Here is a 23,284-nt window from a genome sequence, read left to right as displayed (position 1 = left end):
CCGGATGGGCGGTGACCAGGCATCGGCGAAACAGGCATTGATATTTACAGATGTCTATGGCTAGGCTCCTGGCACCCCCTTCCAGATCGGAGTCAGCGATGACCTCACGACTCAGTCGAATCGCGGTAGCGATGCTCGCGACCGCAGGTGCCACCCTCGCCGTCACGGTCGCCAACCCGGCACCCGCGTCGGCCGCGATGACCATCTGCTACAACACCAGCCAGGCAGGCAGCTACGCCGGCACCGCCAGCCAGGCCGCGTCGATCTGGAACAACGCCACAGTCAACCTGACGCTCTCCGCGAACTGCGGCTCCAACCTGCGGATCTACCAAATCACCGGCGGCGGCTCCTACGCCGTGCGGACCAGCCTCGGCAACGGCCGGGTCTACATCGACACCCAGCAGGCCGCGCAGTACAGCCCACTGCGGATCATGACCCACGAGATCGGGCACATCCTCGGCCTGCCGGACAACTACAACGGCAACTGCGCCCTCCTGATGTCCGGCGGCAGCGCCGGCACCGGCTGCACCAACCCGTACCCGAGCAGCGCCGAGGCGAACCGGGTCAGCAACCTGTTCGCCGGCACCCGCATCGCCACCGAGCGCAGCACGGACAGCGCCGGGGCGGACATCTTCCGGGACAGCTGGCCGAGCGTGCTCACCCCGGTGAGCTGATCGACCAGGCACGTCAGAGGGGTCGGCCTCCGGGCCGGCCCCTCTCCGCGTGTCCTGACGGTCAGCTCGGCAGCGGCGTCAGCCGGGTACGCGGACCGGCCCGCAGCACACCGGACGGCAGCTTCTTGCCGAGCAACTCCTCAGCCAACTCCGCCACCTCGATCAGGGCGGCCAGGTCGATGCCGGTGTCGATGCCCATGTCGTGCAGCATGTGCACGGCCTCCTCGGTGGCCAGGTTGCCGCTCGCCCCCGGCGCGTACGGGCAACCACCGAGGCCACCGACGCTGGCGTCGAACTCGGTCACCCCCAATTCCAGGGCGGTCAACAGGTTGGCCAGGGCGGTACCCCGGGTGTTGTGGAAGTGCAGCAGCACCGGGACGTGCGCGTTGCGGTCGCGTACCGCGGTGAGCAGCTCGCGAACCCGACGCGGAGTGCCCATTCCGGTGGTGTCCCCGAACGCCACCCGGTCCGCGCCGTCGCGGACCACCCGGTCGACGATGCCGGCCACCCGCCGCGGGTCGATGTCCCCCTCGTACGGGCAGCCGAAGCTGGTCGCCACGATCACCTCGACCCGCGCGGACGCCCCATGCAGCAGGTCGATCAACTCGGCGATGTCGTCAAGCGACTCGTCGGTGGATCGGTTGACGTTGCGCCGGTTGTGGGTGTCACTGGCCGAGACCACCACCTCGATCTCGGTGAAGCCGGCCGCGAGGGCCCGCTGGGCGCCCCGGGTGTTCGGCACCAGCGCCGAGTACCGCACCCCGTCGGCCTTCACCGCCCGCTGCCACACCTGGTCGGCGTCGGCCATCTGCGGAATCGCCAACGGGTGCACGAACGACACCGCCTCGATCCGGCGGACGCCGGTGGCGGAGAGCGCGTCGAGTAGCCGCACCTTGGCATCGGTCGGGATCGGGTCCTCGTTCTGCAACCCGTCCCGTGGCCCGACCTCACGAATCGAGACCGAATCCGGTAGATCAACCATGAAAGGCCCACCCCTTTGTGCAGCCACCAACCTCAACGTCTCCCAGCATGCCACCCGACCAACGGTCACATTGATCAAGAAGGGGTCAGCGCATGCGGGAGACGATGCCGGTGTCGTAGACGCCGGAGCGGAACTCCGCATTCTCCAGCAGCTCACTGAAGAAGGGGACGTTGTTCTTCGGCCCCTCGATCTGGAAGGCCGCGACCGCCGTCTTCGCCCGTTCGAGCACCTCGTCCCGGGTCGCACCGGTGACGATCAGCTTGGCCAGCAGGCTGTCGTAGAACGGGGTGACGGTGTTGCCCTCGGTGTAGCCGGAGTCCACCCGGACCCCCTCGCCCGTCGGCTCCACCCACGTCCTGATCACGCCAGGGCCGGGCAGGAAGCGCTTCGGGTCCTCCGCGTTGATCCGCATCTCGATGGCATGGCCACGCGCGGTCAACGCGTCCGGGTCGAACGTCGGCGCCAGCCCGGACGCCACCCGCAACTGCTCCTCGACCAGGTCGATGCCGTAGACGTACTCGGTCACCGGGTGCTCCACCTGCAACCGCGTGTTCATCTCCAGGAAGAAGAACTCGCCGGTGGCTGGATCGAGCAGACACTCCACGGTGCCGGCGTTGCGGTAGCCGACCGCCTCACCCGCGCGCACCGCCGCCGCCAGGAAACGCTCCCGCAGCTCCGGTGAGACCGCCGGCGACGGGGACTCCTCGACCAGCTTCTGGTTGCGCCGCTGCACCGAGCACTCGCGCTCGCCGAGCGCCACCACCCGGCCGTCGGCCAGGCCGAGGATCTGCACCTCGACGTGCCGTACCCGGGGGAAGTACCGCTCGATCAGCACCGAACCGTCGCCGAACATCCGCTCGGCGAACGCGCGTACCTTGTCGTACTCGGTGCGCAGCGCGGCCTCGTCGACGGCCACGCCCATGCCCATGCCGCCACCGCCGGCCGCGGCCTTGACCATCACCGGGTAACCGATCTCGGCCGCCGCCGTCACGGCCGCGTCGAGGTCGGCCGCCGGGTCGGTGGTGCCGGGCGCGACCGGGACGCCGGCCGCCGCCATCAGGTTCCGAGCATTGATCTTGTCGCCCATCGCGGTGATCGCGTCCGCGCCGGGCCCGACCCAGATCAGGCCGCTCGCCTCGACGGTACGGGCGAACTCGGCGTTCTCCGACAGGAAGCCGTACCCGGGGTGGATGGCCTGGGCACCCGTCGACTTCGCGGCGGCCAGGATCGCCTCGGTGTTGCGGTAGCTCTGCGCCGGGTTCGGCGGGCCGATGAGGACCGCCTCGTCGGCCTCGACGACGAACGGCAGGTCGGCGTCCGCCTCCGAGTAGACCGCTATCGCGCGGATGCCGAGGCGCTTGGCGGTACGGATGATCCGGCGGGCGATCTCGCCCCGATTGGCGACCAACAGTGACTCGATCATGTTTCCTCCCGGCGTCCGGATGGTGGGACGATGTCAGGGAATCATGACCGGCCTGCTTCTGACGAGTCGGCTCAGGCGAGCAGCGCGGCGAGGGCCGCCCCGCGCAGCAGCTCGGCGCGACGCCGCCGGTCCACCTCGCCACCGAGGAACGGGGTCGAGTTCATCAGACCGAACGCGGCGTGCGCGAGCACCCGCGCCTCCCCATCCGGCATGCCCGGGTGCAGCGCGGTGAGCACTGTCACCCACTCCTCGACGTAGAGCCGTTGCAGGCGACGGATGCGTCGCCGCGGCTCCTCCGGCAGGCGGTCCAACTCGTGCAGGTGCAACGCGATCACCGCAGGGTTGGCCAGCGCGAACTCGACGTGGAAGTCGATCAGCGACTCCAGCACCTCGCGCGGAGCGTCCGGGTGCCCGGCCGCGCGTTCCCGCCCGCCGGCCAGCAGCCCCTCACTCACCGGGATGAGCGCGGCGGCCAGCATCGCCTCCTTGCCGGCGAAGTGGTGGTAGAGCGCCGGACCGGTGACCCCAGCGGCCGCGCCGATGTCATCCATCGACACACCGTGGTAGCCACGGGCGGCGAACAGACCAACCGCGATCTCCAGAATCTCGTCCTTGCGGGACCTGCGCCGGCCCGCACCCGCCGCGCCCCGTGCCTGCTGCTCCACCGTCACCGGGCAAGCCTAGACCGCAAACCGGCAGTGGTGGTTGCCGGTGAGTTTCGCTCGCACCGGGTCGGGCCGCCCCTGACCTGGCCGGGGGGCGGCCCGTTCCGGGTCAGTCGTCCTCGTCCAGATCGTGCTCCGCACGCAGTGCGGCGGCCTCCGCGGGCCGATCGAGCAGATCCAGCGCACGAGCCAGCAGCCAGGCCGTCTGGCGGACCGGCTGCGCGTCCACCGGCAACCCACCGAGCACCCGGCGCAGGAGCACCTCCGCCTCGGCCGGGCGGTCCAGGCGTAGCAGCAGCTCACCGGCGAGGCGCTCGGCCATGGCGGCCTCACTGAACGCCCCGATCGACCGCAACCGGTCGGGCACCCCGTCGAGCCGGCCCAACGCCTCGTCCAGTCGACCCTCCCCGATGAGCACCCGTGCTCCGACCTCGGCTGCCATCGCCAGCTCGTACGTCACCGGTGGCTCGGCCTGCCCGGCCAACGTCGCCGCCACCGCGTCGACCACCTCGACGGCCCGCACCGCCGCGTCCCGGTCGTTGGCCCAGAACCAGGCGTACGCCTCCCGTCGCCGGGCGCGCAGTTCGTCCAGCGGCAGTTCGCCACGCCGGTACTCCTCAGCCGCGGCGGCGAACCGCTCGCCCGCCACCGCGTCCCGGTCGGCGTCGAAGAGGATCCCGCCGGCCTCCTCCAGCACCTGAGCCCGGTAGGGGAGGTTGTCCGGTCCGTCCAGGTTGACGGCCAACTGCTCCAGCAGTGCCAACGCCGGGTCAACCTCGCCGAGCCCGGCATAGACGCCGGCCAACAGGTGTCGGCAGCGGTCGGCCTCGGCCTGGGCGCCCATCCGGTCCAGACCGAGCACGGCCTCCTCGGCGACCTCGGCGGCCTCGGCGAGCCGGCCCACCATCTGGTAGGCGTTCGCCAGCTCCCACCGCAGGATCGCATCCCCCCCGGCACCCTGCTCCACGCACAGCGTCACCGCCTCGACGAAGTCGTCCACCGCGTCGACGGCCCGGCCGGCCGACTGCAAGGCCCGAGCGCGGGCGACTCGGACCGGCAGCTCCGCGTCCGCCGGTGCCGCCTCCAACGCCTCGTCGCAGGCAGCCACGGCGTCCGCCGGATCGTCCGCCATCCGCGCGTGGGCCAGGCAGGCGGTCACGATCACCTCGCCGACACCCAGCTCACGGCCGAGCTGGCGAGCCTCGTCGACGGCGGCGCGGGCCTCGTGGACGCGGTCCAACTGCTCCAGCAGGTGCGCCCGGTACGTCGCGATCCGGGCCAGCAGATGCCGGTCGCCGCCCGCGTCGGCCGGTGCCCGGTCGAGCGCGGCGAGCGCGTCCGCCCAGCGTTCCCGCTGCAGCAGCGCCGACGCCAACCGGACGTGTCCGCCCGCCCGCTCCCGGGCGTCGCCGGACCGGTCCAGGGCCTCGGCCGCCTCGCGAACCAGCATCAGCCCCTCCTCGGCGCCCTCGTCGGACCGGGCCAACAGCACGCCGAGCCGCCCGGCGACCACCTGGGCGGGCACGTCCTCGCCCACCTCCCGGTACAACTTCAGCGCCGCCCGGTTCAGCTCGACGGCGCTCTCGAGGTCTTCCTCGTCGGCACGCTCGCCCGCCCGCAGCGCCAACCGGTGCGCGGACGTACGTGCGGGCAGCTCGGCGGAGCCGAACCGTTCGTCGAAGGCGACAAGCGCCGCCCGGAAGGTGGTCTGGTCGTGTCGACCCCAGCTCTGGTCCGCGAGGTCCAGCAGGTCGTCGGGGCCGGCGTCGGCGGGCAGGTCGACGGTGGGTCGTTCACCCTTGCCGGACCGCACCCGCTCCGCCCGGTCGGCGGTCCGACCGACCGGGCGTCGGACGCTCGCCGACAGCGGCAGATGCTCCCCGCTCGCCCGCACCGCCAGCCGACGGGCGACCCACTCCGACTGGTGGGCGGTGCCGTTACGGGCGTCGAAGCGGACGGCCAGACTCGTCGCGGTCTCGGCCAGCTCGTCCGCCAGCGCCGCCGCGGACACCTCGGCGGCCGGCCGGCCCTCGGCGGCCCGGCGGTACACGGTCGACTCGCCGGCCTGACGCAGTGCTGCGGCGGCGGCCGCCGCGAAGTGCATGGCGGCGGCCGGCGACGGCGGCCGGTCCAACCAGTCCAGGTGTCGCTCGACCAGCTCGACCGCCCGCGCCCCGTTGCCGGTCACCGTGCAGAACTCGACGTGGTCGCCGATCTCCCACAGGTCGGCGAGGTTGCCGCGCAACCGGCGGTACGCCTCCCGGTGCGCGTCCCGCGCCTCGTCGCCCCGCCCGGTCCGCAGGTACGGCAGGAGCAGCGCGGTGAGGATCGCCTGCGGCTGCTCGTTGCAGTTGAGCCGGCCGGCGAGCACCGGCTCGGCCAGCTCCACCGCCTCGGCGTCCCGCCCGGTGTCGGCGAGGTATTCCACCTGACTCGTCGGATCGCAGCCGGCGCAGTCGGAGAGGTCGTCGCTCGGGGTGGTCTGCCAGAGCCGGTACCAGTGCGCGGCCGCCTCCGCGTCGCCCACGTGGTCGGCGATCCGGAACCGGTACTTGTGGACGGTCCGCAGGCTGTGCCCGCCCTCCCGGTAGCGGCGTTCCATGTCGTCCAGCACGGCGTACGTGCGGTCGAGCGGCACCTCCGGGAAGTTCAGCAGGCCGTTGACCATGTACTTGAAGTGCCAGAGCAGCTTGTGCAGGTGACGCTGGTGGTAGGGCTGCGGATCCTGGTCGAACTCGGACAGGCACCAGGAGAAGGTCACGAAGGACTTCGCCGGCTCGCCGCCGTAGATGTAGCCCTCGGTGGCCTGCATCCGGGTGACGAAGGCAAGGTGCCGGTCGTCGGCGGCGTCGACCCGACGCAGCAGTTGCTCCAGCGCGGCGATCTGCCCCGCCCCGTACGGCATGTCGGTGATGCCGCGCAGCACCCGCCACAGATCCTCGTCGCTCATGGTCACTCCTGTCCTGGCACGGCCCGGCCGAGCAGGCCGAGGAAGGAATCGTTCAGCAGGGCGGCGTCGGCCGCGCGGATCGGATGGTGCCCGAGCAGCAGCGCCTGCCCGTAGAGCGCCTCGACGGCGAGCCCCACCAGCTCCGGGTCGGTCAGCGAGGCCACCCGTCGTACCAGCGGGTTGCGGTGGTTGAGCACCAACTGCGGGCGGTCCGGTGGCGCGGTGGCGGCGAGCGCGTCGAGCACCCCGCCCCACAGGTCGTCGGCCCGGTCCCGGCTGGCCGCGAGCTGGTCGTTGAACGCGGCCGTGCGGCTCACCAGGTAGAGCGCGGGCAGCGAGACCGGCTCGTACGCCCGGATGACCACCTCGCAGCCGGACCGTTCGACGGCCCGTTGCGCCGCGGTGAGGAACGGGCGCAGCGCCAACTCCACCTGCGGGTCGAGTGCGTCGAAGCGGGTGGTGAGGTCGCTCGGTTCCAGCCGCTCGATCAGCACCGAGCGGTCCACCACCGGCAGCCGCTCGATCAGTTCGGTGTCGTACGTGTAGCCGGCGTTGACCACCGCCAGGTCCTGCGCGGCGGCCACGGCGGCGAGCTGACGGAACTCGTCGAGGCTGGCCGCGTAGCGGACCACGCCGTAGCGCTCGCGGAACTCGGCGAGGGTGAGCGTGCCGACGTTGCTGTCCATGGGCCACCACCTGTCGACCAGCCGGAGCATCTCGTCGTCGTGCAACGCCAGGGCCTTCACGCCGAGGTGGTGCACCTGGAGAAACTGCGCGAGCCGGTGCGGGTCGTGCCGCGCCAGCCGGACCAGCCAACCGCGCACCTGGTCGCCGAGCGCCTCCCGGGTCGCCGTCAGCAGCGTGTCCTCGTAGAGGGCCTCCCGACTGGCGGTCGGACGCAGCTCGGTCGCGTCCACCACGCAGTGCGCGAAGAACGCCCACTCGGGCAGCAGCCCGTCGGCGTTCTCGGTGAGCAGCATCCGTTTGAGGTAGACGCGGTGCCCGGCCCGGGCCGCCGGGTTCACCGGGGTGGGCAGGATGACGGCGACGCCGGTCAGCCCGGCCTCCGGCACGGCCAGCGGCAGGACGTCGAACGGGTCGACGCCGAGCGTCTCCCGCGCGTACCGCACCAACGCCGCGCGGTCCAGCGGCGCACCCGGCGTGGTCGGCCACGGCGGTGCCCCGGTGGTGGTGACGACGTCGCCGACGCGGACGGTGACCGGCAGCAGCGCCCCGAAGAGTCGGGCCAGGTCGGTGACGGTCGGGGTGGTGAACCACTGGTCGGCGTCGCGGCGGGGCACCAACGTCACAGTGGTGCCCGGTTCGGCGCGGGCGGCCTCCGGCGGGGCCAGCGTCACCGCGTAGCGACCGTCGGCGTACCCGGTCCAGCGAACGGTCGGATCGTCGCCGTGCCGGGTGAGCACCTGGATCTCGTCGGCCACCAGGAAGCAGGACAGCAGGCCGATGCCGAACTGGCCGAGGAACTCGTGCCGGGAGAACCCCAGCTCGTCGCGCTTCGAGCTGCGGCCGATGGTGGCCAACAGCTCGTGCACCTGCGCCTCGGTCAGGCCGATGCCGGTGTCGTGTACCCGCAGCGTGCCGTCCCCGGTGCGGTCCGGTGTTTCGATGCGGACCAACGCCGGCGCGTCCGGCTCGACCGCACGTCGGGCGGTGATCGCGTCCACCGCGTTCTGGAGCAGCTCGCGGACGTAGACCCGCGGGCTGCCGTAGAGATGATGACTGAGCAGATCGACCACGCCACGTAGGTCGACCTGGAAAGTGTGGTCCACGACTGATTTCTCCCCGGTCCAATGCCGGCGCTCACCGTACCGATGATCACCGACAGGCGCGTCCCTCTTTCGTCCGGCGGCTTGACCCTCGACCCGGTCGAACCCGCACGGTCACCGGATGACCTCCCCTCCTCTCGGCCGAAACTTCCGGCTGCTCTGGTCCGCCGCCGTCTCGTCGAGGCTCGGGGACGCGCTGCGTACGCCGGCACTGGCCCTGCTGGCCGCGACCGTGACCCGCGACCCGCGGATCATCGCGGCGGTCACCGTGGCCGGTCAGTTGCCGCCGCTGCTGTTCGGCCTGCTCGGGGGCGTGTACGCGGACCGCTGGGACCGCCGTCGGACGATGGCTCTGGTCGACGGGGTACGCGCCACCGTGGTGGCGGCGCTGGCCGTGGCGGTCGCCCTCGACCGGGTCGGCGTCGCGGTGCTGCTGCTGGCCGCGTTCCTCCTCGCCGCGCTGGGCACGCTCTTCGACTCGGCGTCATTCGCCCTGCTTCCGGCGCTGGTGCCCCCGGACGCGCTGCCCCGGGCGAACGGTCGGCTTCAGGCGGGGTCCGCGGTGGCCGGCGGCTTCCTCGGCGCACCCGCCGCCGGTGTCCTCTTCGCCGTCGCCCCGGCCCTGCCGTTCGCCCTCGACGCCGTCACCTTCGCCGCCGCCGCCCTGCTCGTGCTGGCCCTGGCGCCGCTTCCGGTCGCGGTTCCCCGCGCGAGCACTCGACGCCTGTCGGTGGGGAGCGAGATCGCCGAGGGGGTGCGCTGGTTGCGCGGCCACCGGACACTGTGGCGGGTCACCGTGCTCGCCGCCGCCAGCAACCTGGTGATCAGCGGGATCATCGCGGTGCAGGTGCTCTATGCGCTCGACGTGCTGCGGGTGCCACCCGCCGGGTACGGGTTGTTCGCCGCGGCCGCCATCGTCGGCGGTGTGGCGGGGGCGCTCGGGGCCGGCCGGCTCGCCGCCCGGGTCGGCACCCTGCCGGCGCTGCGCGCCGTGCTCGCCGCGCAGACGGTGGCGCTGACCGGGTTCGCGCTGGCCCGCGATCCGGTGCTCGGTGGCCTCGCGTTGGCCGTCTTCGCCGCCGGGACCGTGGTGTGGAACAGCCTGTGCGCGTCGTACGGGCAGCGGTACGTGCCGGCCGGGCTGCTCGGCCGGGTCGGTGCGGCCCAGCGGATGGTCGGTCTGCTCACCGCACCGGTCGGGGCGGTGCTCGCCGGCCTGGCCGCCGCGGCGTACGGCACGGTGCCGGTGGTCGGCGCGGCGGCACTGACGTTCGCACTTGTCACAGTGGCCGCGTGGCGGACACTGCGGACCGCGCCCAGCGTGCCGAGCCCCAGCGGGGCCGCCTAGCCGGACGCCGGCTGCCGGTGGGACAACCCGGACAGGCGTAGCGCGACCTTCCGGCGGGCCGGCGGTAGCGCGCCGAGCAGCCGGATCAGCACGTCCCGGGCGGGACGGCGGGCCGGGGAGACGGTCGCCAGTCGAGTCAGCCCGGCGGCGAAACTCAGCACGTCCTCGGCCATCGGCCGCTGCCCGGCGCTGTAATCGTCGAGCAGCGATTCCGGGCCTCCGTCGAGCACGTCCGCCACGGCGGTGCCGAGGGCGACCGCGTCGCAGATGCCGAGGTTCATGCCCTGACCGCCGGCCGGGCTGTGCACGTGCCCGGCGTCCCCAGCCAGCAGCACCGATCCGGCTCGGAAGGTGTCGGCGATCAGGTGGTGCACCCGGAACCGGGAGCCCCAGAGCACCTCGGTCACCCGGTCGGGTCGTCGCGCCGGGCCGCGCTCGTCGAGCAGCGCCTGGAGGAACGCCGCATCCGGATCCGCCGGAGCCGTCGCCACTGCGGCCACCAGCCGGACCACTCCGTCCGGCAGCGGCGCCCAGATCAGCGGGCCGGACCGGGCCAGGAAGAGCGCGACCTCGTCGCCGGGCAGGACGCTGTCCACCCGCACGTCGGCGAGCACGAAGGATTCCTCGTCGCGGGGGCCGGTGAGGCCGATGCCGGCTGCCTGCCGGACGGTGCTGTGCAAGCCGTCGGCACCGACGACGTACCGGGCGCGCAGCTCCGTCCCGTCGATCCGCGCGAGCACCCCGTTGTCGGTCGGGCTCAGGCCGGTCAGCCGGGACGGCCGTCGTACCCGGACGCCGAGGGCGGCCAACTGCGCGGTGAGCACCTCCTCGGTGACCGACTGCGAGACCAGCAGCGCGTAGGGGAAGCGGGAGGGCAACTCGTGGAACGGCACCGTCAGCAACACCCGGTCCCGGTCGCGGACGGTGAAACGCGGCGACCGGATCCCCCGGGCGACAAGCGGCGCCGCGGCGCCGACCCGGTCCAGCACCTCCAGGGTGTACGCGTGCACGACCGCCGCACGGGAGGTCGTCGGCGGCACGGCCAGTTGGTCCAGCACGGTCACCTCGATCCCGCGTCGGGCCAGCGTCAGCGCGGTGGCGAGACCGGTCGGACCAGCGCCGACCACCAGCACATCCGTGCTCTCGGGCAGCATGGCCACCTCCGGAGAACCGTTGCCAACAGGCGTTGGCAAACACTTGTTGGCAACGCTATGGCGCTGCTGATTGTGTGTCAACAGTTGTTGGCATACGGTCGTCGGCATGACCGCGTCCACCCAACCGACCCACCCCCGCCGCTCCGACGCCACCCGGGCGGCGATCCTGCGGGCGGCGCGGGAACGCTTCGCGGCGGACGGATACGAGCGCGCCACGATTCGGGCCATCGCCACGGACGCCCAAATCGACCCCTCGATGGTCATGCGCTACTACGGCAGCAAGGAGGGGCTCTTCGCGGCGGCCGCCGAGTTCGACCTCCGCCTGCCCGATCTGGCCGCGGTGCCGCCCGCTCACCTCGGCGAGGTGCTGATCCGGCACTTCCTCGCCCGCTGGGAGGGCGACGAGACGCTCGTGGCGCTACTCCGGGCCGCCAGCACCAACCCGGGCGCCGCCGAGCGCATGCGCGGCATCTTCGTCGATCAGCTCGCCGCCGCCGTGGCCAGCTTCGGCACCGATCCCGCGACGACCGCCCGCCGTGCCGGTCTGGTGGCCAGCCAGATCCTCGGCCTGGCCTTCACCAGGTACATCGTCCGCCTGCCACCCATGGTGGACGCGCCGGCCGAGGAGCTGGTCCCCTGGATCGCACCGACTCTGCAGCGCTACCTGACCGGGATGCCGGAAAACTGACCCAACCATTTACCCCTCCCCGTGCGTCTGGCAGGTGACGCCCAACGCGACGGCCGGGAGGGGGCGGATGGCACCGACGGGACACGACGGCCGGGACGGCTACCTCGCCTTCGTGGAAAACCACCAACACCGGCTGCTGCGTGCGGCCTACCTGATCTGCGGCAACCAGCATCAGGCCGAGGATCTGCTCCAGGAAGCCCTGCTCAAGCTCGCGCTGCGCTGGGCGTCGGTCCGCGACGGCGACCCCTCCGCGTACGTGCGGGCCATCCTCTACCGGGATGCCGTGTCGTGGTGGCGTCGACGACGGCGGGAATGGCTGAGCGCCACGCCACCGGACCGGGTGACCCACGACCGGGACGGCGCGCTACGGCTGACCATGCACGACGCACTGAGCCTGCTGCCGCCCCGGCAGCGGGCCGTCCTGGTGTTGCGCTACTACGAGGATCTGACCGAGGTCGCCACCGCCGAAGCACTCGGGGTGACCGTCGGCACCGTGAAGAGCCAGTGTCATGCGGCGCTGCGCCGCCTCCGCGAGGTCGCCCCGGACCTCGCCCGGGACGCCCGGCCACGGCAGGGCTCGGCCGATCTGGCCGCCGGCTTGGAGGTGAACCCGTGAACGAACAGGACCTGCGGCGGCTGCTGACCATCACTGTCGAGGACGTTCTGCCCAGCCAACCGGCAACGGCCGGTTGGGACCGGGCTCGGCGCAGGCGACGGACCCGACGGGCCGTCGGCATTGTCGCTCTGGCCGTGACACTTGTCGGCGGCGGCGTGGTGGCGGCCCTACGACCGCCCGATCCACCACCGAATCTCACGGTGGCGCCAACCCCGACCACCGTCCCCACGCACGGCGATCCCGTGCAGCACCCACCCGCCGAGCTGACCTTCGCACCCGATCCACTCGCCCGGCTCGGCGGCCCGGCGACCGTGGCGCTCTCCGAGCGACCGGTCCAGCGGGCGCTGGCACTGTTCCAGCCGACAGACGAGGAAAATCGCGCGGACGGTCCGGTGCGGGTGCTCGGCAACGACGGCGTGGTACGCAGCCTCGACGTGGTGACGCTGCAACCCACCCGGGATGCGGGCTACAACGAGGCACCCGCCGTGAAGCCGGGAGTGCTGTCGCCGGACGGCAAGTCGGCGGCGTTCGCGCAGACCAAGGAACTGGTCATCGTCGACCTCACCACCGCGCAGGTACGCCGGATCCCCCTCGACGGCTATCTGGAGCTGGTTGTCTGGGCGAACGACCGGGTGCTGGTCGGCGGCGAGGACCGGACGTACGCGGTGGACCGGGCCACCGGGGCGGCGAGCAGGATCGACGTGTCGACCTGGGTCCTGGCCGCGCCCGACCCGGAGGCGGGTCGGGAGGCGCCGCTGGTCGAGCTGATCGGCGAACGAGATGGCTTGGAACTGCGTACCCGGACCGCCCGCGAGGCGACGATCCGTTCCGAACAGCGGATCACCACCGACGGACTGCCCTCGCCGTACCAGATCAACGAGTTCTACGGCCGGGGCTGGCTGCACGGCGGGCGGCTGGCCAGCGCGGCATGGATCACCAGCGGTGAGATCGACGGCGCCGAGGGGACGGCGGTGCTGGACGCGCGGACCGGTGCCGTGTCCCACCTGCTCGACCTGGGCCGGGAGCGCAGTAAGGGCTGCTGCGAGGTGCTGGGCTGGGACAACAAGGGTGCGGTGCTGCTCCGGCTGGAACCGGCCGCGCTGGCCCGCTGGAACCCGGAGACCGGTGAGGTCACCGGCATCATCCGCGATCTGCGTGGCGTGATCGCAGTCGCTGGTTGAACGACCGTCCCCGCGCGACAGGGCATCGCGCGGGGACGGTCCACACCGATACCGGCGCCGTTCAGGCGGCCAGGCCACCGGGCTGGTCGCCCTTGACGACGGGTGCCCGGACCAGGTTGCCCCACTCGGTCCACGAGCCGTCGTAGTTGCGCACCTGCGGGTAGCCCAACAGGTGCCGCAGCACGAACCAGGTGTGGCTGGACCGCTCGCCGATCCGGCAGTACGCAATCACGTCGTCGTCGGGGCTCAGCCCGAGCTGGTCGGCGTAGATCGCCTTCAGCTCGTCGGCCGACTTGAACGTGCCGTCCTCGTTGGCGGCCGACTTCCACGGCTTGCTGACCGCGCCCGGGATGTGGCCGCCCCGCAGCGCGCCCTCCTGCGGGTAGTCCGGCATGTGCAGCGTCTCGCCCGTGTACTCACCCGGCGACCGGACATCGACAAGCGGCCGGCCGGCGGCGATGTGCGCCATGACCTGCTCACGGTAGGCCCGCAGCGGCGCGTCGTCGCGCAGCGGCACCGGGTAGTCGGCGCGGGGACGGGCCGGCTTGTCGCGGGTCACCTCGCGCCCCTCGGCGATCCACTTCTGCCGGCCGCCGTCGAGCAGCCGCACGTCGGCGTGGCCGAAGAGCGAGAACACCCAGAGGGCGTACGCGGCCCACCAGTTGAAGTTGTCGCCGTAGAAGACGACCGTGTCACCCCGGCCGATGCCCTTCGCGGCGCACAACTCGGCGAAGCGCTCGGCATCCAGATAGTCGCGGGTCACCTGGTCGTTCAGCTCCAGGTGCCAGTCGACCTTGACAGCACCGGGAATGTGACCCGATTCGTAGAGCAGTACGTCCTCGTCGGACTCGACAACCACGAGGCCCTCGTCGCCCAGGTGCTCGGCCAGCCACTCGGTGGTGACCAGCCGTTGCGGATCCGCGTACGACTGAAGGCGGGGATCAGGATCGTTCGGCACAGACATGATCCCCAAACTACGCCGTAACCCGGGCCGGTGAACGGCCATCGGGGTGCGACGGAGCGCACGTGACGGGCCTCAGGCGCGGCGGTGGGCGATCCGGCCGGCGACCACGGTCACCAGGCAGACACCGTCGGCGGCATGAACCGCGAGATCGGCGCGCGCACCGGTACGCAGCGTGGGCGACACCGCGGCGGGCAGCGCGAGCAGGTCGCCCCGGTCGACGGCGACCCGCAGCGCCGGGTCGGCCAGGTGCTCTGCCAGCACCGCTGTCACCCCGGTCCGCAGCAACGCGTGCACCCGCTCGCGTGGGGTGGGCGCTGCCGGCAGCGGGGCGTCGTGCAGCAGGCCCGGCCCCAGGGTGCCGGGCCACCGGCGGACCCGGACATCCGCGTACGCCGCGCGCAGGTCGGCCAGCGGTCCGACGGCCTCGATGCGGTCCCCGCTCACCAGCACGGCGTGATCGGGTTGCGACGCACCATCGGCGGTGCGTCGCAGCAGTGGAGCGGTGTGCAGCGTGCGCACGGTCAGTCGACGATCGGCCCGAGCAGCGGGCGCTTCGCCGTCACGGTGTCGCCGGACGACCGGCCGGTCAGCCGTCGCTTCACCCAGGGTGCGAGGTGCCGACCGGCCCACCGCACGTCGGCGGCACGGGCCGCCAACCACGGCGACGGCGCCGGGTGCGGCGGGACCATCAGCCACTCCTCGTCGCAACCGACCCCGAGCGCGTTCAACACCTGCCCCGCGACCCGCCGGTGACCTGCCGGGGAGAGGTGCAACCGATCGGTGCTCCACAGCATCGGGTTGAGGAACACGTCGTCGGCGTACAGGTCGACCATGATCGCGCCGTGCCGCTCGGCGGTCTCACCGACGGCCTGGTTGAGCAACTGCACCCGGGGGGCGACGAGGCGCTGGCCGGGAAGTCGGGCCATCACGTCGGCGAACCGGAAGAGCAGCACGTCCGCGCCGCCCGAACGCAGTTGCCGGACCACCTCGTCGAAGCGGGACACCAGCGTGTCCGGATCGAAGGTACGGCGCAGCACGTCGTTGCCGCCGGCCGCGAAACTGATCAGGTCCGGCTTCATCGCCACGGCCGACGGCACCTGCTCGGCTACCACGCTGGGGAAGAGCCGACCCCGGATGGCCAGGTTCGCGTACCGGAAGTCGGGTCCTGCCTCGGCGGCGAGGCGGGTCGCCACCAGGTCCGCCCAGCCCCGGAAGGTGCCGTCCGGGTACGCGTCATCCATGCCTTCGGTGAAACTGTCCCCGACCGCGACAAAACTGCGCCAGCGCACCCGCGCCCCCTCACACCGCTCGTTGCCTGCGGCGACCAGTCTGTCACCGCGGGCGCGGCGGGTAGTGCCCCGATCGGGCGACGTGGCGGAGGTCATTGGCGGGCCGGATCGTCCGGCGCAGTCGCGGGTTGGGCCTCCGGCCGGTCGACCCCGCCCTGATGAGCGCGTTGATGATCTGCATGTCCCGCAGGCTCGCCGGCTCGGCCTGCTCGGCGAACTTGATGCCCTTCCAGACGTCGCGCTGATCACCGATGGTTGCCACCCTGGGCGCCAACTTCGACAGTGACGCCCCCCGTCGGGCCGAATTGGATCGTCGGGCCGGGCGCACACGCTCTAGGCTGCGCGAATGCTGCTACGCATGTCGACCCTGTTGCTCCGGACCCTGCGCGAGGACCCGGCCGACGCGGAGGTGCCGAGCCACCGGCTTCTCCTGCGCGCCGGTTACATCCGCCGCGCCGCGCCGGGCGGCTACACCTGGCTGCCGCTGGGCAAGCTGGTGCTGGACCGGATCACCGACGTGGTGCGTGGCGAGTTGTTCGCGATCGGCGACCAGGAGGTGCACTTCCCGGCGCTGCTGCCCGCCGAGCCGTACCGGACCAGCGGGCGGTGGACGGAGTACGGCGACGACATCTTCACCCTCGCCGACCGGCGCGGCGCCGAGCACCTGTTGGCACCCACCCACGAGGAGATGGCGGCGCTGCTGGTCAAGGACCTGGTCACCTCGTACCGGGACTTCCCGCTGACGCTGTTCCAGGTGCAGACGAAGTTCCGCGACGAGGCCCGACCCCGGGCCGGACTGCTGCGCGGCCGGGAGTTCCTGATGAAGGACGCGTACTCCTTCGACCTGGACGACGCGGGGCTGCGGGACGCGTACGCCCGGCATCGCGCGGCGTACCGGCGGATCTTCGACCGGTTGGGCCTGGACTACACGGTGGTGCACGCGATGTCCGGGGCGATGGGTGGTTCCGCGTCGGAGGAGTTCCTGGCGGCGACACCGGTCGGCGAGGACACCTTCGTCGGCTGCACCGCCTGCGACTACGCGGCCAACACCGAGGCGGTGGTCACCCGGGCGCCGGCCGCCGGTGACCCGACCACGCAGCCGGCCGTCGAGGTGCACGACACCCCGGACACCCCGACGATCGCCGGTCTGGTGGAGCTGGCGAACGCCCGCCGGTTGGGCGGTCGGGACGGCTGGACCGCCGCCGACACCCTGAAGAACGTGGTGCTGTCCGTTCGGCAGCCGGGTGCCGACCGGGCCGAGCCGCTGGTGATCGGGCTGCCCGGGGACCGGGAGGTCGACCTGAAGCGGGTCAGCGCCGCACTGGCGCCGGCCCAGGTGGCTGTCTTCGACGAGTGGACCGAGCATCCCGAGCTGGTCCGCGGGTACCTCGGGCCGCAGGTGCTCGACAAGCTGGGCATCCGCTACCTGACCGATCCCCGGGTGGTGCCCGGCTCGGCGTGGCTGACCGGGGCGAACGAGCCGGGCCGGCACGCGACCGACGTGGTCTGCGGGCGGGACTTCACGCCCGACGGGACGATCGAGGCGGCCGAGGTGCGCGCCGGGGACAGCTGCTCGGCCTGCGCCGACGGCGAGCTGACGATCCGGCGGGGCATCGAGATCGGCCACATCTTCCAGCTCGGTCGCCGCTACACCGACGCGTTCGCGGTCGACGTGCTCGGACCGGACGGTAAGCCGGTCCGGCCGACCATGGGCTGCTACGGCATCGGAGTGTCCCGGGCGGTCGCGGCGATCGCCGAGCAGCACCACGACGACCGGGGTCTGGTCTGGCCGGCCGCGATCGCGCCGTGCGACGTACATCTGGTGGTTGCGGGCAAGGGGCCGCAGCTCGACGCGGCGCTGGAGTTGGGCGGACGTCTCGCCGCCGCCGGCCTGCGGGTGCTTGTCGACGACCGCACGCACGTCTCGGCCGGGGTCAAGTTCACCGACGCGGAGCTGATCGGCATCCCCCGGGCCGTCGTGGTCGGCCGCCGACTCAACGAGGGGTACGTCGAGCTGGGCGTACGGGCCGGCGACGGGCGCACCGAGGTGCCACTTGACGGTCTGGTGGCCCGACTCGTGCACGAGGTACGTCAGGAACGTGGAAACCTGGTGTAGCTACCGCGTCACCGGGTAGATCAGTTCGATCGGGTGTATTCGTCTTCGGAGGCTCTCATGACCGGTTACCGGGTCAGTGACGTGATGACCAAGCAAGTCGTGTACCTGCCGGCGGAGACCACCCTGGACGAGGCGGCCAGGGTGATGAAGGAGGCGGACATCGGTGACGTGGTGGTCACCGACGGCGCCAGCCTCGCCGGCATGCTCACCGACCGGGACATCGTGGTGCGGGCCGTGGCGGAGAACAGCTCGCCCGCGGCCACCACCATCGGCTCGATCGTCACCCGCGAGGTGGTCATGATCGAGCAGCACTGCACGGCGGGCGAGGCGGCGGCGCTCATGCGGGACCGGGGCATCCGCCGGGTGCTGGTCTGTGACAGCGATCGCAAGCTGGTCGGGATCGTCTCGCTCGGCGACCTGGCCATGCAGCTCGACCCCACGAGCGCGCTCAGCGAGATCAGCGAGCAGTCTCCGACGGTGTGACGAACGGGTCGGGGGCTCGGTATGCGCCGCCGACCTGTTCGCGAATGGCCGGCGGTAGCCTCGACGCATGGCTGACATGCCGGCCCGACTGGCCGAGATCGTCGACGAGTTCGCTGCCGCGCCGCGCGACCTGGTGCTGGAGATGCTCCTGGAGTACGCGGACGTCATCCCGGTGCTGCCGGAGGGCACCGTCGAACGCGAGGGCATGGAGCAGGTGCCCGAGTGTCAGACGTCGTTCTTCCTGCGCGCCAAGGTGACCCCGCACGGCACCGTGACGACGATCTTCGACTGCCCGCCGGAGGCGCCGACCACCCGGGCGTTCGCCGGGATCCTCGCCGAAGGGTTGGCCCTGGCCAGCCCGGAGGAGGTGCTGGCCGTGCCGGACGACCTCTACCAGCGGATGGGCCTGGCGCAGGCGATCAGCCCGCTGCGGATCCGCGGTGGCACGGCGATCCTGGGCCGGCTCAAGCGTCAGGTGCGGGAACAACTCGCCTGACCGCGAGGTTGCCACCGATCATGGAGATCGAGATCTACGCGGACGTCATCTGCCCGTGGTGCTACATCGGCAAGCGCCGCCTGGACGAGGCTCTCGCCAGCTACCCGGGCGAGGTGACGGTCCGCTACCGGCCGTTCCAGCTCGACCCGTCGCCGGTCGCCGAGCCGCTCCCGCTGGTGCAGGCGCTGGCCGGCAAGTTCGGCGGGCCGGAGCGCGCCCAGCAGATGGTCGCGCACGTGACCCAGGTCGCGGCCGCGGACGGGCTTCGGCTGGACTACGACCGCGCGGTGATCGCGAACACCTTCGACGCGCACCGGCTGGTCTCCTACGCCACCGACCACGGTCGGGCGGCCGAGATGGTGGAGGCGCTCTACCAGGCGCACTTCAACAACGGGCTCGACGTGGGCTCGCGGGAGACGCTGGCCACCCTGGCCGGCACGATCGGTCTGGACGCGGCCGACGCACGCCGCTTCCTCGACTCCGACGAGCGCGTCACCGAGGTCGCGGCCGAATTGGCCACCGCCCGGGACCTCGGCATCACCAGCGTGCCGACCTTCGTCCTGGCCGGGAAGTACGCGGTCAGCGGCGCACAGGAGGTGCAGACCCTGCTCGCCGCGCTCAGCGAGGTCGAGCAGCGCGAGGCAGCGGAAGGCGAGCAGCGCGAGGCCGCGGCACGCTGAGCCACCCGGGCACCCGGGCACCCGGGCACCCGGGCATCGATGATCACGATGTTTCACGTGCAACAACATCGATGCCAGTGTCTGTTCAGGCTGGCCTGGCCAGCCCTTCCACGACCTGCGCGCCCGGCAGTGCGCCCAACGCCGGCCCCGGCAGCGCGATCTTGCTGTGCCGTACGCCGGATCCGATGATCACGTGCGGAGTGGCGATGACCCGTGCGTCCACCAGGATCGGCCACTGCGCCGGCAGCCCGATCGGGGTGATGCCGCCGTACTCCATCCCGGTCAACTCGACCGCGTCGGCCATCGGGGCGAAGCTCGCCTTGCGCACGTCGAGCGCCCGACGGGCCACCCCGTTCACGTCGGCCCTGGTGGTGGCCAGGACGATGCAGGCCGCGTAGCGGACCACACCCTCACGCTTGCCCGCCACCACGACACAGTTGGCCGACACGTCCAGTCCCACCTCGTACGCCGCACAGAACGCGGCGGTGTCGGCGAGCTCGGCGTCGATCGGCGCGACCAGCACGTCGTTGACGTCCACCGGCGCCTCGGCGGGCCACTGCGCGATGGCCTCCGCCACCGGCGGAGCGAGCAGGTCCAGGCGGGCGCGGGCGGGTTCGGTCTTCAGCGTTCCCATCACGGGTGCGATCCTCGCATCCGCCACGCTGAACCGCCCGACGGCTCCCGGTCCGTTTCGGGACGCCACCGGCCCGGGCCGAACCGATCCGGTGCTCAACTGCCGGCGAGGAACGCGTTGTCGCGCAGGAACGACTGGTCCCTGGCGGCTGCCAACTCCTCCTCGCGCCGGGCCCTGGCCCGTTGCAACTCCAGGTCCTCCAATGCGTGCCGGACTCCCAGCCGGATCACGCCGTAGAGGAAGACGAAACCGAAGACGTAGAGGATCACCGTGGTGACGACAGCGAACATGGCGTCACCGTAAAACGAACGTGAACCGTTGTTGCTCTCATTTCCGCCCCGTTCCCCCGTACGTGTCGGCGAGGTGGTCGGCCCAGGTACGAGCACCCCGGGGCAGTGCCTCGGTGACCAGGCCACCGGCGCGCAACTCGCGACCGAGCCGGCCGGGGATCCGTACCGGCAGCAGCGGTCGACGCGAGCCTCGGGCCTCCCGCCACGCCCGGGCCGCCTCGTCGAAGCGCAGCACCTGCGGTCCGCCGTACTCCTCGACGGCGCCCAGCGGGCCGGCGACCAGCCGAGCCGCCAGCCGGGCCGCCACCTCACCCGGGTCGACCGGCTGGGCGAGCACCGCCCGGTCCCCGATCACCGGCCCCAGCCGCGCGCTGGAGGCGAGCAGGTCGTCCAGGAACTGCGGGAACTGGGTGGCCCGCAGCACCGACCACGGCACCGGACCCGCCGCGACCACCTCCTCGGCGGCGAGCTTGTGCCGGTAGTACGGGATCGGCACCCGGTCCACGCCGACGATCGAGGCGTAGACGAGGTGTCCCACCCCGGCCGCGCCAGCGGCCACCACCAGTCGGCGGGTGCCCAACACGTCCACCTGATAGGTCTGCCCGCCCTTCGGTGCGGACGCCAGGTGCAGCACCGCGTCCATCCCGGACAGCGCCTCGGGCAGGCCGCGGCCCGTCGCGAGGTCCGCCACCACCCACTCGGCCTCGGACCGGGCGTGCGGGCGTCGGCTGGTGGCCCGGACACCCACCCCGGCACTGTGCAGTCGGGCCAGCACCGCACGTCCCAGGCGACCGCCCGCTCCGGTGACCAGAACCCTCATCTCGTCCTCCTCCTCTCCTGCTGGGGACCACGGCACGCCGTCGGCGCACGCGGGGTGGACGAGACGACGTGGCGGTTCGTTACGGGCTCTGCCCCGGCTCACGCCGAGCGGATCAGGTCCAGCACGGTCAGCAGTGCGAAGAACGAGATCACGATCTCGTTGACGATCCAGGCATGACCCTCGGCCCACTCCCGCATCTCGCCCGCCATCCTCCTGGCCCAACCGGGCCGGCCGCGACCGAATCCCCGGATCACCCGGCCGGCCGGGCGGTACCGCCCACCACGACGCGGCCGGCCAACAGGGCCCCGAGCAGTGCCAGGCCCGCCGTCACTGCCAGAGTCGCCGCGTAACTGGCCGGGCCAGGCGCGCTCCCCGCGGCCAGCACGGCACCTGTCAACGCGAGCACCGTCGCCGCGAAGAGGGAGTCGCCCAGTTGCAGGGAGGAGCTGTTGCGGCCCTGTTCGCCGGGGGCGGACAGCTCCAGGGTGAGCACCGACAACGACGGGTAGAGCAGCCCCATGCCGAGGCCGGCCGCCGCCCACCCGAGCACGGCGACAGCCACCGGCAACTCCGGCCAGACGGCCAGCGCCACCGTGGCCGTGCCGACCGTGATGCAGCTCAACCCGGCGCGCGGCAGGCTGGCCCGCGACGCCGGCACCGGGATCCGGCCCTGCAACCAGGAGCCGGCCGACCAGGCCAGCGCGCCGACCGTGAGGACCAGCCCGGCGGCGGTGGGCGAGAGGCCCCGCTCCCGGGAGAGCATCAACGGGATGACCACCTCGGCGCCGACGAAGGCCGCCGACGCCAGCCCGCGCAGGCCCACCACCGTGGGAAGCCCCCGGGCCGCCCGCAGGAACCCGGCCGGCAGCAGGCGCGGGGCACAGACCAGCAGGCCGACCATGGCAAGCGCGATGAGCGTCAGGGCGGGAACGCCGCGCTGCTGCCCCCCGATGTGCAACAGAGCGGCGCTCACCGCGGCCCCGCACGCCCAACCGATCCGTCCCGCCGCGCCGGCCGGTAGCCGGGTAACCGCGCTCCGCCCCAGCGACCGCAGGCCGGGATGGATCAACAACACCGCCGGCACGGCCACCGCCGGCACCGCGAGGAAGACCCACCGCCAGTCCAGGTACTCCACGATCAGGCCGGCCACCGCCGGCCCCACCAGCGACGGTACGACCCACGCCGCCGCGAACGCCGCGAAGATCCGCCGGTGCAGTTCCGGCGGGTACGCCTGCCCGACGATCACGTAGAGCGCCACCGAGAGCAGCCCGGAGCCGAACCCCTGCACCACCCGCCCGACGACCAGCACACTCATCACGGGGGCGGTCCCGGCGATCAGCAACCCGACCACGAACCAGGTGACCCGTGCCACATCGGACCTCGGGGGCCTCTGGCGTCACACCAGATGCCGGAGACCACCATGGCCAGCACGCCCGTGGCGAACGGGCCACCGAACGCGATCCCGTACAGCGCCACCCCGTCGAGGCTGCGGGCGACGGTCGGCATCGCCGTACCGACCGCCAGCGCCTCGAACGCGAGCAACGAGATCAAGGCGACGCTGCCCACCGTCATCGCGCGCAACCGGGGTGCGAACAACCCCGGTACGGCCGGTGCGTCGGTGGCGACTGTGCTCGGCATGACCCGAGCATGCGACTTCAACCTGGATTCAGGTCAATCGCCGGTGACCCGGCTCTCCTCAGGCGTCCTGCAGCGCCTGCCCGACCCCGCGCACCACTCCCGACAGATGCTGGTCCGCCAGCAGGTGGCCGGCCGTGATCACCAGGGCGATCGGCCACTCGATGACCTGGAGTGCGGCGAGCACACCGAGCCCCGCGTAGTAGGCGACCTTGTCCGGTGGCGGCACCGCCACGTCACCCAGCACCGGTAAGGCCACCTGCCGGTTGTACATCCGGACGTTCTCCCCCGAGCCGTTCAGATGTCGCGTCAGCGTGCTCATGTCGGCCTCCCCATGTCCGGTGATGGTCGTCGGGTTCCACGACCCACCCCGTCCATGCACCGGCGGCCACGCAAAATTCCGCCACTC

At 72.2% G+C, this 23,284-nt stretch carries 24 protein-coding genes and 1 pseudogene; 9 read left to right on the top strand and 16 right to left on the bottom strand.

The features are described from left to right. Positions 1-98 precede the first annotated feature (98 nt). On the top strand, positions 99-674 hold the full coding sequence (locus tag AB0C01_RS17715; protein ID WP_357243110.1) for a snapalysin family zinc-dependent metalloprotease: 576 nt from the start codon (positions 99-101) through the stop codon (positions 672-674). A 61-nt stretch (positions 675-735) separates the two neighbouring features. On the opposite strand, the gene AB0C01_RS17710 is transcribed toward AB0C01_RS17715, so the two are convergent. From AB0C01_RS17710 to AB0C01_RS17690, 5 genes are all read right to left on the bottom strand, one after another. Then, the gene (locus AB0C01_RS17710) at positions 736-1,656 is read right to left on the bottom strand and encodes a hydroxymethylglutaryl-CoA lyase (RefSeq protein ID WP_357243107.1); all 921 of its coding nucleotides are present in this window, start codon (positions 1,654-1,656) and stop codon (positions 736-738) included. 85 nt (positions 1,657-1,741) lie between these two features. Beyond that, entirely contained in the window at positions 1,742-3,079 is a 1,338-nt protein-coding gene (locus AB0C01_RS17705) for a biotin carboxylase N-terminal domain-containing protein (RefSeq protein ID WP_357243104.1), read from the bottom strand. Between the two features lie 71 nt (positions 3,080-3,150). Further along, the gene (locus tag AB0C01_RS17700; RefSeq protein WP_357243101.1) at positions 3,151-3,750 is read right to left on the bottom strand and encodes a TetR/AcrR family transcriptional regulator; all 600 of its coding nucleotides are present in this window, start codon (positions 3,748-3,750) and stop codon (positions 3,151-3,153) included. 103 nt (positions 3,751-3,853) lie between these two features. Next, on the bottom strand, positions 3,854-6,694 hold the full coding sequence (locus AB0C01_RS17695) for a hypothetical protein (protein ID WP_357571624.1): 2,841 nt from the start codon (positions 6,692-6,694) through the stop codon (positions 3,854-3,856). 2 nt (positions 6,695-6,696) lie between these two features. After that, positions 6,697-8,484 carry an HSP90 family protein gene (locus tag AB0C01_RS17690; protein WP_357243095.1) on the bottom strand — a complete coding sequence of 596 codons (1,788 nt, stop codon included), beginning with the start codon at positions 8,482-8,484 and terminating at the stop codon, positions 6,697-6,699. A gap of 118 nt (positions 8,485-8,602) precedes the next feature. Here AB0C01_RS17690 and AB0C01_RS17685 point away from each other — a divergent pair, with 118 nt between their 5' ends. Continuing rightward, a complete protein-coding gene (locus AB0C01_RS17685; RefSeq protein ID WP_357571623.1) occupies positions 8,603-9,829 on the top strand; it encodes an MFS transporter in 1,227 nt (408 codons plus the stop codon). On the opposite strand, the gene AB0C01_RS17680 is transcribed toward AB0C01_RS17685, so the two are convergent. Then, the gene (locus AB0C01_RS17680; RefSeq protein ID WP_357243089.1) at positions 9,826-10,983 is read right to left on the bottom strand and encodes an FAD-dependent oxidoreductase; all 1,158 of its coding nucleotides are present in this window, start codon (positions 10,981-10,983) and stop codon (positions 9,826-9,828) included. The two genes, AB0C01_RS17685 and AB0C01_RS17680, sit on opposite strands and share 4 nt — an antisense overlap. 106 nt (positions 10,984-11,089) lie before the next feature. On the opposite strand from AB0C01_RS17680, the gene AB0C01_RS17675 reads away from it, so the two are divergent. The 3 genes from AB0C01_RS17675 (at position 11,090) to AB0C01_RS17665 (ending at position 13,468) form a co-directional block, all read left to right on the top strand. Next, positions 11,090-11,671, top strand: a complete 582-nt coding sequence (locus tag AB0C01_RS17675; RefSeq protein WP_357571622.1) for a TetR family transcriptional regulator — start codon at positions 11,090-11,092, stop codon at positions 11,669-11,671. 67 nt (positions 11,672-11,738) lie between these two features. Beyond that, positions 11,739-12,287, top strand: coding sequence for a SigE family RNA polymerase sigma factor (locus AB0C01_RS17670; protein WP_357571621.1), 549 nt, complete (start codon positions 11,739-11,741; stop codon positions 12,285-12,287). Continuing rightward, entirely contained in the window at positions 12,284-13,468 is a 1,185-nt protein-coding gene (locus tag AB0C01_RS17665) for a hypothetical protein (RefSeq protein WP_357571620.1), read from the top strand. Before AB0C01_RS17670 ends, AB0C01_RS17665 begins: the two co-directional genes overlap by 4 nt. Positions 13,469-13,529: 61 nt before the next feature. Here AB0C01_RS17665 and AB0C01_RS17660 read toward each other — a convergent pair whose 3' ends face one another. The 4 genes from AB0C01_RS17660 to AB0C01_RS17645 all read right to left on the bottom strand — a co-directional run bounded on the left by AB0C01_RS17660 (position 13,530) and on the right by AB0C01_RS17645 (position 15,983). Then, on the bottom strand, positions 13,530-14,432 hold the full coding sequence (locus tag AB0C01_RS17660) for a sulfurtransferase (RefSeq protein WP_357243077.1): 903 nt from the start codon (positions 14,430-14,432) through the stop codon (positions 13,530-13,532). A gap of 72 nt (positions 14,433-14,504) precedes the next feature. Then, positions 14,505-14,951, bottom strand: coding sequence for a hypothetical protein (locus tag AB0C01_RS17655; RefSeq protein ID WP_357571619.1), 447 nt, complete (start codon positions 14,949-14,951; stop codon positions 14,505-14,507). A gap of 2 nt (positions 14,952-14,953) precedes the next feature. Beyond that, complete coding sequence (locus AB0C01_RS17650; protein WP_357243071.1) at positions 14,954-15,721, bottom strand: SGNH/GDSL hydrolase family protein; 768 nt, start codon at positions 15,719-15,721, stop codon at positions 14,954-14,956. 43 nt (positions 15,722-15,764) lie between these two features. Continuing rightward, entirely contained in the window at positions 15,765-15,983 is a 219-nt protein-coding gene (locus AB0C01_RS17645; protein ID WP_357571618.1) for a hypothetical protein, read from the bottom strand. 84 nt (positions 15,984-16,067) lie between these two features. Here AB0C01_RS17645 and AB0C01_RS17640 point away from each other — a divergent pair, with 84 nt between their 5' ends. The 4 genes from AB0C01_RS17640 (at position 16,068) to AB0C01_RS17625 (ending at position 19,496) form a co-directional block, all read left to right on the top strand. Beyond that, positions 16,068-17,837: a proline--tRNA ligase gene (locus AB0C01_RS17640; RefSeq protein WP_357571617.1), complete on the top strand. Its 1,770-nt coding sequence runs from the start codon at positions 16,068-16,070 to the stop codon at positions 17,835-17,837. A 57-nt stretch (positions 17,838-17,894) separates the two neighbouring features. Then, positions 17,895-18,320 (top strand): CBS domain-containing protein, encoded by a 426-nt coding sequence (locus AB0C01_RS17635; protein ID WP_030487636.1) that lies wholly within the window; start codon positions 17,895-17,897, stop codon positions 18,318-18,320. Between the two features lie 67 nt (positions 18,321-18,387). After that, positions 18,388-18,816, top strand: coding sequence for a SufE family protein (locus AB0C01_RS17630; RefSeq protein WP_357243062.1), 429 nt, complete (start codon positions 18,388-18,390; stop codon positions 18,814-18,816). Positions 18,817-18,836: 20 nt separating this feature from the next. After that, positions 18,837-19,496, top strand: coding sequence for a DsbA family oxidoreductase (locus AB0C01_RS17625; RefSeq protein WP_357571616.1), 660 nt, complete (start codon positions 18,837-18,839; stop codon positions 19,494-19,496). A gap of 85 nt (positions 19,497-19,581) precedes the next feature. Here AB0C01_RS17625 and AB0C01_RS17620 read toward each other — a convergent pair whose 3' ends face one another. The 6 genes and pseudogenes from AB0C01_RS17620 to AB0C01_RS17595 form a co-directional block, all read right to left on the bottom strand. Further along, positions 19,582-20,130: a YbaK/EbsC family protein gene (locus AB0C01_RS17620; RefSeq protein ID WP_357244069.1), complete on the bottom strand. Its 549-nt coding sequence runs from the start codon at positions 20,128-20,130 to the stop codon at positions 19,582-19,584. 95 nt (positions 20,131-20,225) lie between these two features. Next, positions 20,226-20,420 carry a hypothetical protein gene (locus AB0C01_RS17615; RefSeq protein WP_357243056.1) on the bottom strand — a complete coding sequence of 65 codons (195 nt, stop codon included), beginning with the start codon at positions 20,418-20,420 and terminating at the stop codon, positions 20,226-20,228. 37 nt (positions 20,421-20,457) lie between these two features. Beyond that, entirely contained in the window at positions 20,458-21,240 is a 783-nt protein-coding gene (locus AB0C01_RS17610; RefSeq protein WP_357571615.1) for an NAD(P)H-binding protein, read from the bottom strand. A 250-nt stretch (positions 21,241-21,490) separates the two neighbouring features. After that, positions 21,491-22,612: an MFS transporter gene (locus tag AB0C01_RS17605; RefSeq protein ID WP_357571614.1), complete on the bottom strand. Its 1,122-nt coding sequence runs from the start codon at positions 22,610-22,612 to the stop codon at positions 21,491-21,493. After that, on the bottom strand, positions 22,576-22,878 hold the full coding sequence (locus AB0C01_RS17600) for a hypothetical protein (protein ID WP_357571613.1): 303 nt from the start codon (positions 22,876-22,878) through the stop codon (positions 22,576-22,578). The genes AB0C01_RS17605 and AB0C01_RS17600 overlap by 37 nt, the downstream gene beginning before the upstream one ends. Before the next feature lie 58 nt (positions 22,879-22,936). Next, positions 22,937-23,253, bottom strand: a pseudogene (locus AB0C01_RS17595) (hypothetical protein). Between the last annotated feature and the right edge of the window lie 31 nt (positions 23,254-23,284).

Origin of the sequence: Micromonospora sp. NPDC048905 (genome assembly GCF_040649655.1) — a bacterium.
In the GTDB taxonomy this organism is placed as follows: Bacteria; Actinomycetota; Actinomycetes; order Mycobacteriales; family Micromonosporaceae; genus Micromonospora.
The sequence above is the reverse complement of the archived record's forward strand: the minus strand, read 5'-3'. Positions and strand labels throughout refer to the sequence as shown.